The sequence below is a fragment of the Tatumella saanichensis genome (assembly GCF_000439375.1).
Taxonomy (GTDB): Bacteria; Pseudomonadota; Gammaproteobacteria; order Enterobacterales; family Enterobacteriaceae; genus Tatumella; species Tatumella saanichensis.
The window spans coordinates 1-17,757 of the sequence record NZ_ATMI01000009.1; the positions used below are offsets into that span (position 1 = coordinate 1).

The following is a 17,757-nucleotide window of genomic DNA, read 5'->3' on the forward strand; positions in this document are numbered from 1 at the left end:
GAGTATTCTGCTGCTGACGCATAGTGTATCGAGTATTACACTGATACCATGCCTGTCTACTATGCCCCAGAAATTGACATGCCCGAGTTACGGTGACTGCGGAGCCCTGGTTTTTCGAGAGGACTTGCCGGGCCGCTTTTTTACGATACTCACTCCGTAATCACTTTTTAGAACGTTAATAACCGCTTCAAAAAACTCAGCTTTTTGATTTGCGAGTTTAAGCTGCTCTTCCAGTTCTCTGATTTTTTGTTCAGGTGTTAGAGGCATGTTTATCTTAGGCACGGACAGTCTCCTCTTTGAAAGACCTAGAGTCCCGGGGTTCCAGTCAAGCCGGCCGTACTTACGCAACCAGACAAGAACAGTAGAGCGTCCCTGGATACCATATCGTTGCTGAGCCTGTTTATAGGTCATTTCGCCTTTTTCAACCTGTTCAACAACAGCTACTTTAAAGGATAGAGGATAATCTCGTTGGGTGCGTTTGAACTCTGTCATCATCACGTTCTCCAGAATTAGAACAGGAACGTGTCAACGCTATTCAGGACGGGTCAAAGTGACATTAAAAAGGAAAAAAAAGCGTAAATCAGATTTTATCGATTTTTATAAACAAAATAATTGATAATTCATTAGCTTACTGTTGAAAGTGATCAGTTATGGCCTCGGTAAAACGAGGTTTTTCCCCGAAATCGCCGCATAAATAATTAATTACGACAGTAAAATAATCAACAGCAGAAGAAAATTCCCATAAATTACACATAACAATTATCTATGATTTCGTGGGTTATGGATAATTTTTATTTATGTTTTTGCGGTCAGATAATCATCAGCGATGCGGCAAAAAGGACCAGAAAAGGCTTTATCGGTTGGTAAAAATCAGGTACATTTTTAGGCGTAGGGTACAGAGGTAAGATGTTCTATCTTTCAGACCTTTTACTTCACGTAATCGGATTTGGCTGAATATTAGCCGCCCCGGAGATTTCGGTCTCCGGGGCGTTTTTTATTGGGCGCGGTACTGTGATAAGTCTGCTGGGCCCTACCGCTGAAACTACTCCGTGTCGGAAATTTCAGCGGTTAGCGAGTAAGCACTGAACCACTCATCCAGTTTATTTTTCAGTTTATCCACACCGATTTTCTTCAGTGATGAAAACATCTCAACTTGAACATCCCCACCGAAAGACTGACTGTGTTCACGCACCAGGTTAAGTTGTTTTTTACGGGCACCGGATGCCAGTTTATCTGCTTTAGTCAGCAGCACCAGCACTGGGATATGGCTGGTTACTGCCCAGTTCACCATTTGCTGATCGAGATCTTTCATCGGGTGCCGGATATCCATCAGGATCACCAGCCCTTTCAGACAGTCGCGTTTCTGTAGATATTCCGCCAGCGCACGCTGCCATTTCAATTTCATCTCTTCCGGGACTTCCGCATAACCGTAGCCTGGTAAGTCCACCAGACGGTAGTCTTCGGCGACCTGGAACAGGTTAATCAGCTGAGTACGTCCCGGAGTCTTACTGGTACGGGCCAAGGACTTCTGATTAGTTAATGTATTCAATGCACTGGATTTACCGGCATTAGAACGTCCGGCAAAAGCGACTTCCACGCCACTATCGACAGGCAGGTGTCGGATATCCGGTGCGCTGGTTACAAAATGGGTGACGTGATAATTCCATCCAGACAAGGTCAAACTCCGCATAATAAATTCTGTGTACTGGCGGCAGTATACCCGTTATGGCGGTAAAGTGCCTGTAATCTGTGCACCGATGCACATTGTTAGCGGACCGCACAGAATAACAGGCTCGCCATAGACCCGGATGATAATGTTTCGGTGATACCAATGAGGAAAAACGGATGAGCGAAACCCTACGCTTTACCCTCGGGCAGTGCGAGATCATTAAAATTCCAGAAGTGGAAATCCCGCTGCCTACCCAGAAACTCTATCCAGACCAGCAGGGAGAGGGGTACCTCCCTGACACTGTTCAGTTATCGGTGCACAGTTGGGTAGTGCGCACGCCGCAGCAGACCCTCATCATTGATACCAGTAATGGTAACGGCCGTGACCGACCACACTCCCCTTTTTTTAATCAACTTAACACCCGTTGGCTTGAGCATCTGATGGCTGCGGGCATTGACCCCGACCAGATCGATCTCGTGTTAATGACCCACCTGCACGGTGATCATATTGGCTGGAATACTCATCGGGTTGATGGTGTCTGGCAGCCGTTGTTTAAACATGCCCGCTATATCTGTTCCGCAGCGGGACTAGCCGCCTGGGAACAGGACCCGTCCCGTCAGACATTGATGGAGGACAGCCTGCATCCAGTGATAGCGGCAGGTTTACTGGATACCATCGACCTCACTCAGCAAAACACCTTCGCCGACTGCTTAACCTATCTTCCCACGCCGGGTCATACCCAGGACCATGCCTCGGTGATCCTACATAGCGATGGGGCTTGGGGGATTTTCAGTGGCGACCTGATGCACAGCACCTTACAGGTTAGTCAGCCTGAGTTAGCGTCTTGTTTTTGTGAAAACGCCGAACAGGCCGAACAGCAGCGGCAGCGCATGATGGCGTGGGCGGCAGACCACCAAGCGTTATGGTTCAGTTCACATTTTGCGGAAAGCTCTGCCGGGTACATGAGCCGCCAAAACGGTCATTATCACTGGCAATATGCCTAAATACCCTCAACGGCCGGGCAGTAGTTTGCTGCTCGGCAGATTAATCCTGTCGCTGCGGGCCGGAGTGTGTCACAGTCAGCGTTAAATCGTTAAAACCAGCATAAGCCGTCGCTGTCGCTTTTTTATTGCGTGGGTTTCTGCTAGATTTCGCCGCAATTCTATACTAAAGAAAAACAGTTGAGACCGAACACATGAAACAACCGGCTAAAGCCCCTCGCGGAAAGTCCGCACCTAAGCGTAAAACCCGTGCGGAACTGGATTTGGAGGCCCGTGAGCGTCAGCGCCAGAAAAAACAGAAAGGTCTATCCGCGGGTAACCGCGCCAATCCAAATAAAGGCAGCGATAACAAGAAACGCCAAGGTGCTACTGCGGCAGACCCGCGTCTTGGCAGCAAAAAAGCGGTCCCGCTGATTGCAGACCGTGCTGTGGCATCTAAACCGGTGGTCAAACCCCGTGAAGTAGCACCAGCCCTAACGGCCCGTGAAGAGCTGGATGCACTGGAAAACAATGAACGCCTAGATGCCTTGCTGGATCAACTGGAAAACGGCGCTAAGCTCAGTGCAGAAGAGCAGACTTGGCTGGACGCAACTTTGGATCGTATCGAAGTGCTGATGGAAAAACTGGGCATTGACCTTGACGAAGACGAAGAACAGCAGGATAAAGAAGCGGAAGATGATATGTACCGCTTACTTAAAGGAAGCTAATGTTTTTCGCGGTCACTGATGAACTAACCGCCTTCCTCAGAGAATAATTCATCATGCTTTGGCTAGGATCAATATTAGCGCTACTGTATGCGTATTTTCTGTTGTTCTTCTTTTGTAAACTACGGCGCCTATCCCGAACAAAATCCCGGGTCCGGCGCCGGATAACACCTCCTGCTTCCGCCAGACCGCGAACTGTCATCAGAGCCCGTCAGCGGAAGGAGTGAGCATGTCTGTACCCCCTATCGAGTGGGACCAGTCGTTAATCGAAAAGTACAACTATTCCGGTCCACGTTATACGTCGTATCCGACGGCGCTGGAATTTGATGAAGGCTACCGGGAAACGGATTTTCTCAGTGCGGTCAGCCGTTACCCCGATCGTCCGCTATCCCTCTATCTACATATCCCTTTCTGTCACCGCCTCTGCTATTTCTGCGGCTGTAATAAACAGATCACCCGTCAGGCACACAAGGCGGAACGCTATCTGGATGCCTTGGAAGTGGAGATCCGCCAGCGGGCACCGCTGTTTCGTGACCGTATCGTAACCCAAATGCATTGGGGAGGTGGTACTCCAACATTCCTCAGTGAAGCCCAGATTTCGCGTCTTAATCAGCTACTGAGATCCTGCTTCCGCTTTTCAGTGGACGCGGAAATTTCCCTAGAATTGGACCCACGGGAAATTGCCCTAGATATGCTCGATCACCTGAAGCGAGAAGGGTTTAACCGCCTCAGCATGGGCGTACAAGATTTTAATAAGCAGGTTCAAAAGTTAGTTAACCGTGAACAGGACGAGGCCTTTATCTTTGCTCTGATGGCGCGGGCCAAGTCTCTGGGCTTTGTGTCCGGCAATATTGACCTAATCTATGGCCTGCCCAAACAGACCGCGGAGAGTTTCGCGTTTACCTTACAGAAAGTGCTGGAGCTGCGCCCGGATCGTCTCAGTGTGTTTAACTACGCCCATATGCCGACGCTGTTTCCGGCACAGCGGAAAATCCATGACAGCGACTTGCCAGATGCTGCGCAGAAACTAGAGATTTTACAGCAGAGTATCGCCACCCTTACCGGCGGCGGCTATCAGTTTATTGGGATGGACCACTTTGCCCTGCCGGAAGATGAGCTGGCGGTGGCACAGCGTCAAGGCGTTCTGCACCGTAACTTCCAAGGTTACACCACACAAGGGAATACCGACCTATTGGGATTGGGTGTCTCCGCCATCAGCATGATTGGCGATACCTACGCCCAGAATCACAAGGTTCTTAATCAGTGGCATCAGCGTGTGGCACAGCAAGGCCATGCCTTGTGGCGGGGGGTCAGTTTGGATAATGATGACCGGCTGCGTCGTGACCTGATCCTGCGACTGATTTGTCATTTCTCACTGGATATACTGGCTTTTGAGAAGCAGTGGCAGATCGATTTTTCTGGCTACTTCGCCGAAGATTTGCAGCTGTTACAGCCACTGGCGGATGACGGATTAGTGAGTATTACTCCTGACCGACTGGCGGTCACACCCCGAGGACGCCTGCTGATCCGTAATATCTGTATGTGTTTTGATCGCTACCTACGCAATACCGTGCGCCAGCAGCAGTTTTCACGGGTTATCTAAAAAACACGGCAGCCATCGGGCTGCCGTGTTTATCTGTAAGGCCGCTATTCCATCCCTAGTTCTTTCAGTTTACGGGTCAGGGTATTGCGTCCCCAGCCCAGCAAACGTGCGGCTTCCTGTTTGTGTCCCTGAGTAAAGCGTAGCGCAGTGGTCAGCAAGGTTCTCTCCATCTCCGGTTGGGCTTCAGACAACAGATCCTGATGTCCAGAGCGTAGTGCACGGTCTGCCCACTGGGCCAGCAGGGTTGACCAGCTATCTGGAGAAGCCTGTACCGGGCTGTCTGCCGGTGCAGTTTCAAACAGTTCCGGTGGCAAGTCTTGGATCAAGACTTCCTGACCGGCTGCCATCACTGTCAGCCAGCGACAGGTGTTTTCTAACTGACGGACGTTACCTGACCAATGCAGGCGGGTCAGCGCTGCTTCTGTCTCCGGATGCAGGATCTTGGTTTCGACCCCCAGTTCACGGGCGGCAATCTGCAGGAAATAGTGGGCCAGGCGCGGAATGTCCTCACGGCGCTCACGCAGCGGCGGCAGATGAATGCGGATCACATTCAGGCGATGGAATAAATCCTCACGGAACTTACCTTCCTGAACCCGTAGTTCCAGGTTCTGGTGGGTCGCTGCGATGATACGCACATCCACTTTTACCGGCGCATAGCCACCGACTCGGTAAAATTGCCCGTCAGCCAGTACACGCAATAAACGGGTCTGTACATCCAGCGGCATGTCCCCGATTTCATCGAGGAACAGTGTGCCACCATCAGCCTGTTCAAAGCGGCCCTGACGCACCTGACCGGCTCCGGTAAAAGCGCCTTTTTCGTGGCCGAAAAGTTCTGATTCGATCAGGTCTTTAGGGATCGCCGCCATATTCAGGGCAATAAACGGTGATTTTGCCCGAGGACTGTGCCGGTGCAAGGCATGGGCGACCAGCTCTTTACCGGTACCGGATTCACCATTAATCAGCACACTGATTGATGAACGTGACAGGCGGCCGATAATACGAAACACATCCTGCATCGCTGGTGCCTCACCGATAATATCGGTGGTAGGTCCACTGGCTGGATGATTTCTCGGTTGTTGCTGTTCCTGATAGTGACTGATGGCGCGCTCAACCAGCGCTACGGCTTCGTCAATATCAAAAGGTTTTGGCAGGTAATCAAAGGCACCTTGCTGGTAAGCGCTGACGGCAGCATCCAGGTCAGAGTGCGCGGTCATAATGATCACCGGCAGCATCGGATGGCGTTTTTTGATCTGCTTCAGCAGTTCAAGGCCGTCCATGCCTGGCATACGGATATCCGATAATAAGACATCCGGCGTTTTACTGGCCAGTGCACTCAGTACCTCATCTCCGCTTTCAAAAGCCGTACAATTGACCCCGGCTCCAGTGAGTGCGCGTTCAAGCACCCAGCGGATGGAGCTATCGTCATCGACGATCCAGACTATCCCTCGTTGCATGGAAACCTCACTGGCGAATAGGCAGGTACACTGAGAATTCCGTGTGTCCTGGCCAACTGTTAAATTCTATTTTTCCTGAATGCTGATCGATCAGGCTACGGGCAATGGATAAACCGAGACCGGTGCCCCCTTCACGACCACTCACCATCGGATAAAACAATGTGTCTTGCAATTGCTGGGGGATACCCGGACCATCATCTTCAATATCGATGCGGGCCACCAGCCGGTAACGGACGCCGTGCAGGGTTAACTGGAATGCGGTACGGGTCCGTATTGTAATAGTGCCACCTTCTTCCCCTAACGCCTGCAGGGCATTACGTACAACATTCAGCAGCACTTGCTCAATCTGGTCCGGATCATGGGGCAGTTCCGGCAGGCTTGGGTCATAATCCCGCACCAGGGCGACATTCTCTGGAAGCTCCATCGATACCAGATTGACGATACGCTCAGCCACCTGATGAATACTCTGGGTAACATGCATCCCCGGCTGCTGAGGCCCCAATAAACGGTCAACCAGATTACGTAATCGGTCAGCCTGCTCAATGATCACCTTGGTATATTCATTCAGTGAAGGATCAGGCAGGGCACGTGATAGTAACTGTGCGGCCCCGCGTAGTCCCCCTAGGGGGTTTTTAATCTCATGCGCTAGGCCGCGGACTAAATCTCGGGCGGCGACCTGTTGGGCATGTTGGATCTGTTCCTGGCTAAGACGACGTTGGTTATCCATCGGCGCCATTTCCAGTAAAATCTTCTGGTCAGCAAAGGTTTGTGCGGTCAGCGACATAATGTGCGCACGACCATCGACCACGATTGTCACTTCGCTGTCAGTAAATCCCTGGCCTGCTTTCAGGCTTTCCTGCATCACCTCAATATTTAATGAAAAATATCCGGTGAGTTCAGGAAGCGGTGTACCAAATAGTTTACGTGAGCTTTGGGCCAGTAACTGTTGTGCCGCGGGGTTGGCGTAGTGGATCACCAGATTATCGTCGACAACTAACACACTGTTGATGAGAGAGTTCAATATCTGCACGGCATCGGCAGGTGTGTTGGTGATCATTGTTTATCTCCGCATAGTCAGGGTGATACCCATTGTCTTTTTTTGCTGCGCATCTGGGCCGATTTCCCGCTAGCGGGAGTGGGACATTGTCAGGCGAAATCCGCCAGATATGACACCAATATACTCGGCGTAAATTAATATGACATATTGAATTTTTTGAGAAAAAAGCCCATCCGAAGATGGGCTGAAATTTTCCACGGCAACAACACTACAAGAGAGATTAAACGCTGTAGTAAAGTTCGAACTCTACCGGATGCGGAGTCATACGTACGCGGTCGTTATCTTCTTTGCGCAGTGCGATGTAAGCATCGATAGTGTCGTCAGTGAATACGCCACCACGAGTCAGGAAGCTGCGGTCTTCGTTCAGAGCGTCCAGCGCTTCTTCCAGAGAACCTGCCACTTTTGGGATCTCTGCTTCTTCTTCTGGAGGCAGGTCATACAGGTTCTTATCCATCGCATCGCCAGGATGGATCTTATTGATGATCCCATCCAGGCCAGCCATCAGCAGCGCAGAGAAAGCCAAGTATGGGTTAGCTGCTGGGTCCGGGAAGCGCGCTTCGATACGACGTGCTTTCGGGCTAGCAACCACTGGGATACGGATAGACGCAGAACGGTTACGGGCAGAGTAAGCCAGCATAACCGGAGCTTCGTAACCTGGTACCAGACGCTTGTAAGAGTTGGTAGTCGGGTTAGTCAGGGCATTGATCGCTTTTGCGTGCTTGATGATACCACCGATGTAGAACAGGGCAGTTTCAGACAGGCCGCCGTACTTGTCGCCAGAGAACAGGTTAGTGCCGTCTTTAGACAAAGACATGTGGCAGTGCATACCGGAGCCGTTATCACCAAACATTGGTTTTGGCATAAAGGTCGCTGTTTTGCCGTAAGCGTGTGCCACGTTGTGGACCACATACTTATAAATCTGAATTTCGTCAGCTTTTTTCACCATGGTATTGAAGCGGGTTGCCACTTCATTCTGGCCAGCAGTAGCCACTTCGTGGTGATGCGCTTCAACCACCAAGCCCATCTGCTCCATGGTCAGACACATAGCAGAACGCAGATCCTGTGAAGAGTCGACCGGAGGCACTGGGAAGTAACCGCCTTTCACACCAGGACGGTGACCTTTGTTACCACCTTCGTAGGCTTTACCGGTGTTCCATGCCGCTTCGATATCATCGATAGCGACGTGAGAACCAGACATGGTAGAACCGAAACGCACATCATCAAACAGGAAAAATTCAGGCTCTGGTCCGAACAGCACAGTGTCAGCAATACCAGAAGAACGCAAGAAGTCTTCAGCACGTTTCGCAATTGAGCGTGGGTCACGGTCGTAGCCCTGCAGCGTGCCTGGCTCCAGAATATCACAACGGATAATCAGGGTAGGATCTTCGAAGAACGGGTCCAGAACGGCAGTGGTCGGGTCCGGCATCAGAACCATGTCAGATTCGTTAATACCTTTCCAGCCGCCGATGGAAGAACCATCAAACATTTTACCTTCTTCGAAGAAATCTTCGTTGACCTGATGAGCAGGAATGGTGACATGCTGCTCTTTACCTTTACTGTCGGTAAAACGGAGATCAACAAACTTAACTTCATGTTCGTTCATCAATGAGAGAACGTGCTCAACGGACATACTAACTCTCCTGAAATAATCATTGTTGTCGTGGTAAGAGAACCGGTTACAGGCATGAATCACGAGGCGCCGCAATTCTTCTGTACTGTGTTCCCGACAAGCCTTTCAACCGTTGTGAAACTGGCATTTATGCTTAATAAGGATTAAGCGAAAACTGTGCCAACTTTATGAAAATGGCGCAAATGCTGCCCTGGTGGTGTTTGTGCCCGAAATCGGGGAGGCACTTGCTTATCATGTTGCACCAATGTGGTGCTTCATTGCTAGTTGCAGTGATCTATTTTGGTGCATTGCTCCATATCAGCAGACAGAATGCACTAAAAATGCCCCTCAATTGTTGCAGATAGCAGCGATTGAAAAAATCAGTGAGAAAGTTACAACGAATACTGTGATCTTATTCAGTCTTTCGCCTAATCCGTGTACAATAGCGCGCTATTTCTAATGCCTGAGGCAAAGCTGTGATCGAAAATTTGCGTAATATCGCCATCATCGCGCACGTTGACCATGGAAAAACGACCCTGGTTGACAAGCTGTTACAACAGTCTGGTACTTTTGATGCCCGTACCGAAGCAACTGAGCGTGTGATGGACTCCAACGATTTGGAGAAAGAGCGTGGGATTACCATCCTCGCGAAAAACACTGCGATTAAGTGGAACGACTACCGTATCAATATCGTTGATACCCCAGGACACGCCGACTTCGGTGGTGAAGTTGAGCGCGTAATGTCTATGGTTGATTCTGTACTGCTGGTTGTCGATGCCATCGACGGCCCTATGCCGCAGACTCGCTTCGTGACCAAAAAAGCGTTTGCTCACGGTCTGAAGCCAATCGTTGTTATCAACAAAATTGACCGTCCGGGCGCACGTCCTGACTGGGTTGTTGATCAGGTCTTCGATCTGTTCGTAAACCTGGACGCGACCGACGAACAGCTGGATTTCCCGATCATTTATGCATCGGCAATCCAAGGTATTGCTGGTGATGATCACGCAGCAATGGCCGAAGATATGACTCCGCTGTACGAAGCTATCGTTAAGCACGTTCCGGCACCAAGCGTTGACCTTGATGGTCCACTGCAGATGCAGGTCTCTCAGCTGGATTACAACAACTACCTAGGTGTTATCGGGATTGGCCGTATCAAACGCGGTAAAGTTAAACCGAACCAGCAAGTGACTGTGATTGATGCGGAAGGCAAAACCCGTAATGGTAAAGTCGGTAAAGTTCTGGGCCACTTAGGTCTTGAGCGTATTGACAGTGATCTGGCGGAAGCCGGTGACATCATTGCCATTACTGGTCTGGGCGAGCTGAACATCTCTGACACGATCTGTGACCCTCAGAATGTTGAAGCCCTGCCAGCACTGTCTGTTGATGAACCTACCGTCAGCATGTTCTTCTGCGTAAATACCTCTCCGTTCTGCGGTAAAGAAGGTAAATACGTTACTTCACGTCAGATCCTCGATCGCCTGAAGAAAGAACTGGTCCACAACGTGGCACTGCGTGTTGAAGAAACTGAAGATGCGGATGCTTTCCGTGTTTCTGGTCGTGGTGAGCTGCACCTGTCTGTTCTTATCGAGAACATGCGCCGTGAAGGTTTCGAACTGGCGGTATCCCGTCCGAAAGTTATCTTCCGTGAAATCGACGGTCGTAAGCAGGAACCTTACGAAAACGTGACCCTGGACATCGAAGAGCAGCATCAAGGTGCTGTGATGCAGGCGATGGGTGAGCGTAAAGGTGACATGAAGAACATGGATCCGGATGGAAAAGGCCGTGTGCGTCTTGACTATGAAATCCCGAGCCGTGGTCTGATTGGCTTCCGTAACGAATTCATGACCATGACTTCCGGTACTGGTCTGCTGTACTCCACCTTTAGCCACTATGGCGAACTGCGTCAGGGTGAAGTAGGTCAGCGTCAGAACGGTGTTCTGATTTCTAACGGTCAGGGTAAAGCAGTTGCCTTCGCACTGTACAGCTTGCAGGAGCGCGGTAAGCTGTTCTTGGGTCACGGTGCTGAAGTCTATGAAGGCCAGATTATCGGTATTCACTCACGTTCAAACGATCTGACCGTGAACTGCCTGACTGGTAAGAAACTGACCAACATGCGCGCATCCGGTACTGATGAAGCGACGACTCTGGTCCCTGCGATCAAGATGTCTCTGGAACAGGCTCTGGAATTTATCGATGACGACGAACTGGTTGAAGTTACGCCAACGTCGGTACGTATTCGTAAACGTCACCTGACGGAAAACGAACGTAAACGTGCATCACGTGGTGGCAAAGAGTCTTAATCGATTCTGATGTCATTAAAAACCCCGGCTCGCCGGGGTTTTTTTATGGGCACCGTTTATGGGCCGCAGAAAAAAGATTTTCGTGGTACAGGCCTGTTAACTCGGAGGATTTGCCGATACAGTTAAATTAAGGTAACTCTCAGGGAGACGACTATGCTGTATATCTTTGATTTGGGTAATGTCATTGTCGATATTGATTTCAACCGCGCACTGGGTGTATGGAGTAACCTCAGCGGCGCCCCACTGGCCCAGCTTCAGCACAACTTTGCTTTTGACCCTATCTTTGAGCAGCATGAGCGCGGCGAGATCACCGATCGCGAATTTGCCGAAGCCGTCTGCAAGACGCTGCAGATTAACCTAAGCTATGAGCAATTTACGGTTGGTTGGCAGGCACTTTTTGTCGGTGTCCGTCAAGATATGCTGGCCCGTATGCAGTCGCTGCGTGATGCCGGTGAGCGGGTGGTGATTTTATCCAATACCAATCAATTGCATTGCGAAGTCTGGCCGACACACTATCCTGAAGTGATACAGGCAGCGGACGCTGTCTATCTGTCCCATCAACTGAAAATGCGCAAACCGGAATCCCGGATCTATCAGGCCGTGCTGGAGAAAGAGGGGGTATCGGCCGATCAAGCGGTTTTCTTTGATGATCACCCTGCGAATATTGCCGCCGCAGAGGCTATTGGGATCACCGCTGTCCAGGTGACCGGACCTGAAACTGTCGCGCAATGGTTTTCCGGCCGCGAATAGTAGCCCATAAGCAGGTCACAGGCCGGTAACCCGAACCGTTGAAGGATGCTGACTGAGATGAGATTACGGATAAAACCAGCACTTAACTGGCTGGTGCTGTTCTGGCGAAGGATTGATGAAGACAATATGACGGTGCATGCCGGTAACCTGACCTTTGTGTCGTTGCTGGCGCTGGTACCGCTGGCGACGGTGGTCTTCGCACTGTTTGCCGCGTTTCCGGTATTCTCTGATGTCAGTGTCCAGTTACGCCATTTCATTTTTGATAATTTCGTGCCTGCTGCTGGGACGGTAGTCGAAGACTATCTTGAGCGTTTCGTCAGTAATGTCAGTCGCATGACGGCAGTAGGGGCGATCGGCCTGATTATTACCGCGCTGCTACTGATCCACTCCATCGACAGTGCGCTGAATACTATCTGGCGCAGTACTAAAAAGCGTCCGTTGGTATTTTCCTTTGCAGTCTATTGGATGGTGCTGACATTGGGTCCGTTACTGGCTGGAGCGAGTTTGGTGATGAGCTCCTATCTGCTGTCTGTCCACTGGCTAAATGATACGGGACTGACTCATTTGCTCGACCCGATCCTGCGGCTGTTACCATTGTTGCTGTCGGTACTGGCGTTTTGGCTGCTGTACAGTATCGTACCGACCTGTGCAGTACCGGGTTGGGATGCATTTTGCGGTGCGCTGGTGGCCGGTGTCCTGTTTGAGCTTGGCAAAAAAGCCTTCTCTCTATATGTCACCGCTTTTCCCTCTTATCAGATGATTTACGGCGTTCTGGCAGTGATACCGATTTTATTCCTCTGGATGTACTGGACCTGGTGTATTGTATTGCTAGGTGCTGAAGTGACGGTCTCGATTAATCACTACCGGCAGTTACGAAAAACGGCGAAACAAGAGTCTGTAACGGAATGATAGCATTAATTCAGCGGGTGACCCGCGCCAGCGTTACGGTAGATCAGCAGATCACCGGCCAGATCGGTCACGGGCTGTTAGTCCTACTGGCAGTCGAAAAAGGCGATGACCAACAGAAAGCGGTACGACTGGCCGACCGGGTACTCGGGTACCGAGTGTTTAGCGATCAGCAGGGGAAAATGAACCTTAACCTGCAACAGGCACAGGGTAGCCTGCTGGTGGTTTCACAGTTTACCTTGGCGGCTGACACCACAAAAGGATTACGTCCCTCGTTCTCCGGCAGTGCCGAGCCACAGTTGGCGGAGACGCTGTATCACGCTTTCAGTGACTACTGCCGCAACACAGGAGTGGTCACTGAAAACGGGCGTTTTGCCGCCGATATGGAAGTCAGTTTAGTAAATGATGGCCCGGTGACCTTCTGGCTGCAGGTATGAGTACGTCATTAACCATGGCGGCGCCGGGCAGTGCTGCTGCCAGAGAGGATCATTATATGTATCATCTGCGAGTCCCGCAGACGCCAGAGGAACTGGAAACCTATTACAATTTCCGCTGGGAGATGCTGCGTAAGCCTCTGAATCAACCGATAGGCTCTGAGCGAGAAGCTTGGGATGCCACCGCCCATCACCAGATGGTGGTGGATGAAGATAACCGGCCGGTAGCCGTTGGCCGTCTGTATATTAATGCCGACAATGAAGCCTCTATCCGCTTTATTGCCGTAGATCCGGCCCTGCGCGGTAAAGGGCTGGGGACGCTGCTGATCATGACATTAGAATCGGTGGCTCGCCAAGAAGGCGTCAAGCGTATCACCTGTAGTGCGCGTGAAGATGCTATCGAATTTTTTGCCAAGCTTGGATATCTGAACCAAGGCGAAATTATTGCCGCGCAGACCACCCCAGTGCGTCATTTTCTGATGATTAAGCAAAGTGTCACACTGGACGATATTCTGCACCGTGCCGACTGGTGTGGACAGCTCCAGCAAGCCTGGTACAGCCATATTCCCCTGAGTGAAAAAATGGGGGTACGTATCCAGCAGTATACCGGCCATAAATTTATCACCACCATGCCGGAAACCGGTAATCAGAATCCGCACCATACTTTGTTTGCTGGTAGCTTGTTTTCACTGGCGACCTTGACTGGGTGGGGACTTATCTGGCTGCTGCTACGTGAACGTCACCTTGGAGGGACCATCGTACTGGCAGATGCCCATATCCGCTATAGTCATGCCATTACTGGCCGTCCTTCGGCGGTGGCGGAACTGGGGTCACTGCGCGGTGATCTCGACCGTCTAGCGCGTGGGCGTAAGGCCAGGGTTCGGCTGGATGTACAGCTGCTCGGTGACGAAAAAAGGGGGGCGGTATTTGAAGGGGTTTATATCGTGTTGCCAGCTGATCCGCAGCGACCATTGGAAGAAGGTGGTTCAGGGATTAACTGAGACTGACGGTAAAACGGGCGCCTTTTGCGCCCGTTTTGCTTGTGCGGTGACTATTCGGTAACCCCATTATGCATCGACTGCACGGTCTTGCCGGAAGCAGTGCTCAAGGTCAGTGTCCCATTAACCGTTGGACGCAGCGCTGTAGCTGCCTGTAAGTTGCCCTGAGCGCTGAGGGTAAAGTCCCCGTTACCGTCAGCCGTCACTGGCCAGCCCCAATGGCTAAGAGCAGGTAGCGGGACATTCTGGCCCTGCAGGCTGAGACTGAACTGCCGAGAAGGCTGCTGGGACAGGGTAGCCTTACCGATCATAGGACCATTATCCACCAGCATTTTCAGGTCATTGACGGTGATTTGCTGATTATCTGCGGATAACTTCAACCACGGGGCGCGGATATCTTGGCGGTTAAAGGTCGCTTCATTGGCCTTCCACTCACTCTGACCGGACCAGATCCCCCATTGTCCTTGCTTCGCCAGCATCAACTCACTGCCGGTGCCGTTAAGTCCCGTCATCTGAAATGGAAAGTCCGGATTAATATCAATTAATAGGGTATGGCTGACGGTTAACTGATGCACCAGGACCGAATCGATAGCCGCCGGCAGAGGAGTCATCCAGAGCTGACGCCAGTTTTCCGGTAGGGTGTACTCCAGACCCGATAAGGAAAGGGTATCCAGTGTCAGTTGGCGGGTATCCCGCAGCCACTGACCGCTGGTCGCCAGGTTGCCATTCATCCATGCGGTTTTTAGGCTGTGGATTTGATAGCCCTGAGCCGTGTCCGAAATACTGGCTTGTGGCTGAGAAAATTCATTGTTGTCATAGACAAAGGTACTGGCAGCCGCTGTCAGCTGTCCTCCAGGGGCCAGCAGTCCGTCATCTGGCAATTGCGGGTTATTCAGTTGCAGCGTCAGATCAGTCACTGACCAGTCCGGACCGATGATGGTGGCATGGTTAATCGCGATCTGTGCCGGATGTATATTTTGTTGTTCCAGCGGTTGTAAAAATTGAGACAAACTTTTCTCGGTCTGGAATCGAGTATTTTGCAGCGCCAGTTGTTGGATCTGCCATTGGCCACGGGCATCACGGCTCATCTTACCGGAGAAGGTGCCACGTTCTGCCTGGCCGCTCAGAGCGTCTAGCGTCAGCTTACCAGCATCTACGGAGCCCTGGGAGGTTATCTTTTTCAAGATCTGACCACTCAGGGACAGCTCACCGAGATCCAGACTGAATTGATAATGGTTGCCCGTCATCTGGTCGGCAGCAGGTTTCCAAGGGGAGATTTCCGCCTGCAGATCCTGCGCGGTAAAGTCGCGACCTGTTGCCGGTTGAACAATACGCATACCGTTAAGGTAGAGATGATCGGCCTGCAGCGGCACAGTCGTGCCCGACAGACTGTTTGCCAAGTCAATTTCGCCATTGCTCAGCGTCAGGGCGGCAAAATGTGACGGCTGACTGAACTGGAGCAGGGACAGGTTGAGGGTGACATCTTTTGCAACAATCAGAGCAGGCTGACCGTCGTGGCCGAAACTGAAATCCTGCAAGGTCACTGCCAGCGGGTCACTGAAAGTATGACGGATACGGCCGATAGACAGGTGCCAGTCTGTTTCATCACTGATCAAGCGGCTGAGGGTGGCAGCACCCCAGGTGCTTTTCAGCAAAAAGTAGCCGGCAATAACGGCCAGCATAAGAATGAGCAACAATATCAGAAGGCATTTTCCGATAAATTTCATGGGGTCTGTCCTGTGTCCTAAGGATGAGCTACTGCCTGTTATGCCTGAATTTTCTTCTTAGCTCAATGGTGAGGCGTGTTTTCCGAGAGGGGGAAGAGAATGGGCGGCGGAACACCCGCTAGCGAGCGCCCGCCGCAGACCTTATTCTGTTTCCTGAGAGACTGGAAAAATCAGGTTTAGTAGGATGGCGGTGATGCCGCCGGCAGCAATCCCCGAGGAGAGCAGGGTTTTCAGCCATTCAGGTGCAAACTGCAGGATCAGCGGTTGCTGAGACACACCCAGTCCGACTGCCAAAGAGATAGCAATAATCATCACCGCTCGGCGATCGATCGCCTGCCGAGAAATAATTCGTACACCGGAAGCGGCAATGGTGCCAAACATGACCAGAGTCGCCCCGCCGAGTACCGGCTGCGGAATATGCTGTACCGCACTGCTGACTGCTGGGAACAGTCCCAGAACGATAAGCATCAGTGCCACCAGAAAGCCGACATAGCGGCTGGCGACGCCGGTCAGTTGGATCACGCCATTATTTTGACCAAAACAGGAGTTAGGGAAGGTATTGAACAGTGCCGACACACAAGAGTTGAGGCCATTAGCCAGTACCCCGCCTTTCAAGCGCTTCATATACAGCGGACCGCTGACTGGTTGTTCCGACACATCTGAGGTAGCCGTAATATCGCCGATAGTTTCCAGTGAAGTCACCATATACACCAGTACCAGCGGTAACAGTAGGTTCCAGTCAATACCCAATCCGTAGTAGAACGGTACCGGAACTGCCATCAGTGGACCGTTGCTGGCGGTCAGCACTGGCATCATATGCAGACTCCAGGCCAGCAATACGCCAATCGCCATAGCGATCACTAACGAGGCCACCCGCAGATAGGGATTTTTCTGTCGGTTAAGCAGAATAATGGTCAGCAGTACCACACCGGCCAGTAGCAGGTTTTTCGGGGCACCAAAGCTGTGATCACTCATGGCACTAAATCCACCACCTATCGAAGTGAGTCCTACCTGGATCAGCGATAAGCCGATAATCATCACCACAATCCCAGAAACTAACGGGGTGATGATCCGGCGAGCATGAGGCAGCACCCGTGACAGCAGCATCTCAGTACAGGATGCCAGCATCAGGGTACCAAACAGCGCAGCCATCATCGTGGGCACATCGGCACCGCCTTGTTTTAGTGCCAGTCCGCCCATGATCAGCGGTGATACAAAGTTAAAACTGGTACCCTGAATCGACAGCAGTCCGGACCCGACGGGTCCCCAAGTTTTGATTTGTAGCAGCGAGGCGACCCCAGAGGCAAACAGTGACATGCTGATAATATGGCGAGTATCGGCAGCCGGTAATCCCAGAGCCTGACAAATCAATAATGCCGGAGTGATCACCGCGACAAACATCGCCAGCAGATGCTGCAATGCAGCAAACAAGGCCTGTGGCAGCGGCGGCCGGTCGTCGAGGCGATAGACCAGTTCACTGCGTGACGGTGGAGGGTTTTGTCGGGATAACGGAACATCGGCAGACATGAAATATCCTGAAAGGTA

Annotated in this window: 15 protein-coding genes and 1 pseudogene; 9 read left to right on the forward strand and 7 right to left on the reverse strand. The window is 51.4% G+C overall.

The genetic code is table 11. The features are described from left to right. Positions 1-495, reverse strand: a pseudogene (locus DW47_RS0104750) (transposase); the annotation flags it as partial. A 411-nt stretch (positions 496-906) separates the two neighbouring features. On the opposite strand from DW47_RS0104750, the gene spfP reads away from it, so the two are divergent. Next, positions 907-954 (forward strand): small protein SpfP, encoded by a 48-nt coding sequence (gene spfP / locus DW47_RS17930; protein ID WP_071892919.1) that lies wholly within the window; start codon positions 907-909, stop codon positions 952-954. Between the two features lie 88 nt (positions 955-1,042). Here the strand turns inward: spfP and yihA are convergent, their stop codons facing one another. Continuing rightward, positions 1,043-1,690, reverse strand: coding sequence for a ribosome biogenesis GTP-binding protein YihA/YsxC (yihA, locus tag DW47_RS0104755; protein WP_051150829.1), 648 nt, complete (start codon positions 1,688-1,690; stop codon positions 1,043-1,045). 155 nt (positions 1,691-1,845) lie between these two features. On the opposite strand from yihA, the gene DW47_RS0104760 reads away from it, so the two are divergent. From DW47_RS0104760 to hemN, 3 genes are all read left to right on the forward strand, one after another. Continuing rightward, entirely contained in the window at positions 1,846-2,673 is an 828-nt protein-coding gene (locus DW47_RS0104760) for an MBL fold metallo-hydrolase (RefSeq protein ID WP_029685236.1), read from the forward strand. A gap of 191 nt (positions 2,674-2,864) precedes the next feature. Beyond that, positions 2,865-3,377: a Der GTPase-activating protein YihI gene (gene yihI, locus DW47_RS0104765; protein WP_029685237.1), complete on the forward strand. Its 513-nt coding sequence runs from the start codon at positions 2,865-2,867 to the stop codon at positions 3,375-3,377. A 226-nt stretch (positions 3,378-3,603) separates the two neighbouring features. After that, the gene (gene hemN, locus DW47_RS0104770) at positions 3,604-4,977 is read left to right on the forward strand and encodes an oxygen-independent coproporphyrinogen III oxidase (RefSeq protein ID WP_029685238.1); all 1,374 of its coding nucleotides are present in this window, start codon (positions 3,604-3,606) and stop codon (positions 4,975-4,977) included. A gap of 44 nt (positions 4,978-5,021) precedes the next feature. Here hemN and glnG read toward each other — a convergent pair whose 3' ends face one another. The 3 genes from glnG to glnA form a co-directional block, all read right to left on the reverse strand. Continuing rightward, entirely contained in the window at positions 5,022-6,431 is a 1,410-nt protein-coding gene (gene glnG, locus DW47_RS0104775) for a nitrogen regulation protein NR(I) (protein WP_029685239.1), read from the reverse strand. A 7-nt stretch (positions 6,432-6,438) separates the two neighbouring features. Then, complete coding sequence (gene glnL, locus DW47_RS0104780; RefSeq protein ID WP_029685240.1) at positions 6,439-7,488, reverse strand: nitrogen regulation protein NR(II); 1,050 nt, start codon at positions 7,486-7,488, stop codon at positions 6,439-6,441. Between the two features lie 220 nt (positions 7,489-7,708). Then, the gene (glnA, locus tag DW47_RS0104785) at positions 7,709-9,118 is read right to left on the reverse strand and encodes a glutamate--ammonia ligase (RefSeq protein ID WP_029685241.1); all 1,410 of its coding nucleotides are present in this window, start codon (positions 9,116-9,118) and stop codon (positions 7,709-7,711) included. A 455-nt stretch (positions 9,119-9,573) separates the two neighbouring features. On the opposite strand from glnA, the gene typA reads away from it, so the two are divergent. The 5 genes from typA to fabY all read left to right on the forward strand — a co-directional run bounded on the left by typA (position 9,574) and on the right by fabY (position 14,488). Next, the gene (typA, locus tag DW47_RS0104790) at positions 9,574-11,397 is read left to right on the forward strand and encodes a ribosome-dependent GTPase TypA (protein ID WP_029685242.1); all 1,824 of its coding nucleotides are present in this window, start codon (positions 9,574-9,576) and stop codon (positions 11,395-11,397) included. A gap of 153 nt (positions 11,398-11,550) precedes the next feature. Beyond that, complete coding sequence (yihX, locus tag DW47_RS0104795; RefSeq protein WP_029685243.1) at positions 11,551-12,147, forward strand: glucose-1-phosphatase; 597 nt, start codon at positions 11,551-11,553, stop codon at positions 12,145-12,147. Between the two features lie 57 nt (positions 12,148-12,204). Then, positions 12,205-13,056, forward strand: a complete 852-nt coding sequence (locus DW47_RS0104800) for a virulence factor BrkB family protein (RefSeq protein ID WP_029685244.1) — start codon at positions 12,205-12,207, stop codon at positions 13,054-13,056. Continuing rightward, positions 13,053-13,490 carry a D-aminoacyl-tRNA deacylase gene (gene dtd, locus DW47_RS0104805; protein WP_029685245.1) on the forward strand — a complete coding sequence of 146 codons (438 nt, stop codon included), beginning with the start codon at positions 13,053-13,055 and terminating at the stop codon, positions 13,488-13,490. Before DW47_RS0104800 ends, dtd begins: the two co-directional genes overlap by 4 nt. A gap of 56 nt (positions 13,491-13,546) precedes the next feature. Beyond that, the gene (fabY, locus tag DW47_RS0104810; protein ID WP_038027180.1) at positions 13,547-14,488 is read left to right on the forward strand and encodes a fatty acid biosynthesis protein FabY; all 942 of its coding nucleotides are present in this window, start codon (positions 13,547-13,549) and stop codon (positions 14,486-14,488) included. Positions 14,489-14,538: 50 nt separating this feature from the next. Here the strand turns inward: fabY and DW47_RS0104815 are convergent, their stop codons facing one another. Together DW47_RS0104815 and DW47_RS0104820 are read right to left on the reverse strand one after the other, a co-directional pair. After that, a complete protein-coding gene (locus DW47_RS0104815; RefSeq protein WP_029685247.1) occupies positions 14,539-16,212 on the reverse strand; it encodes an AsmA family protein in 1,674 nt (557 codons plus the stop codon). 141 nt (positions 16,213-16,353) lie between these two features. Beyond that, complete coding sequence (locus tag DW47_RS0104820; protein WP_029685249.1) at positions 16,354-17,739, reverse strand: nucleobase:cation symporter-2 family protein; 1,386 nt, start codon at positions 17,737-17,739, stop codon at positions 16,354-16,356. Positions 17,740-17,757 lie beyond the last annotated feature (18 nt).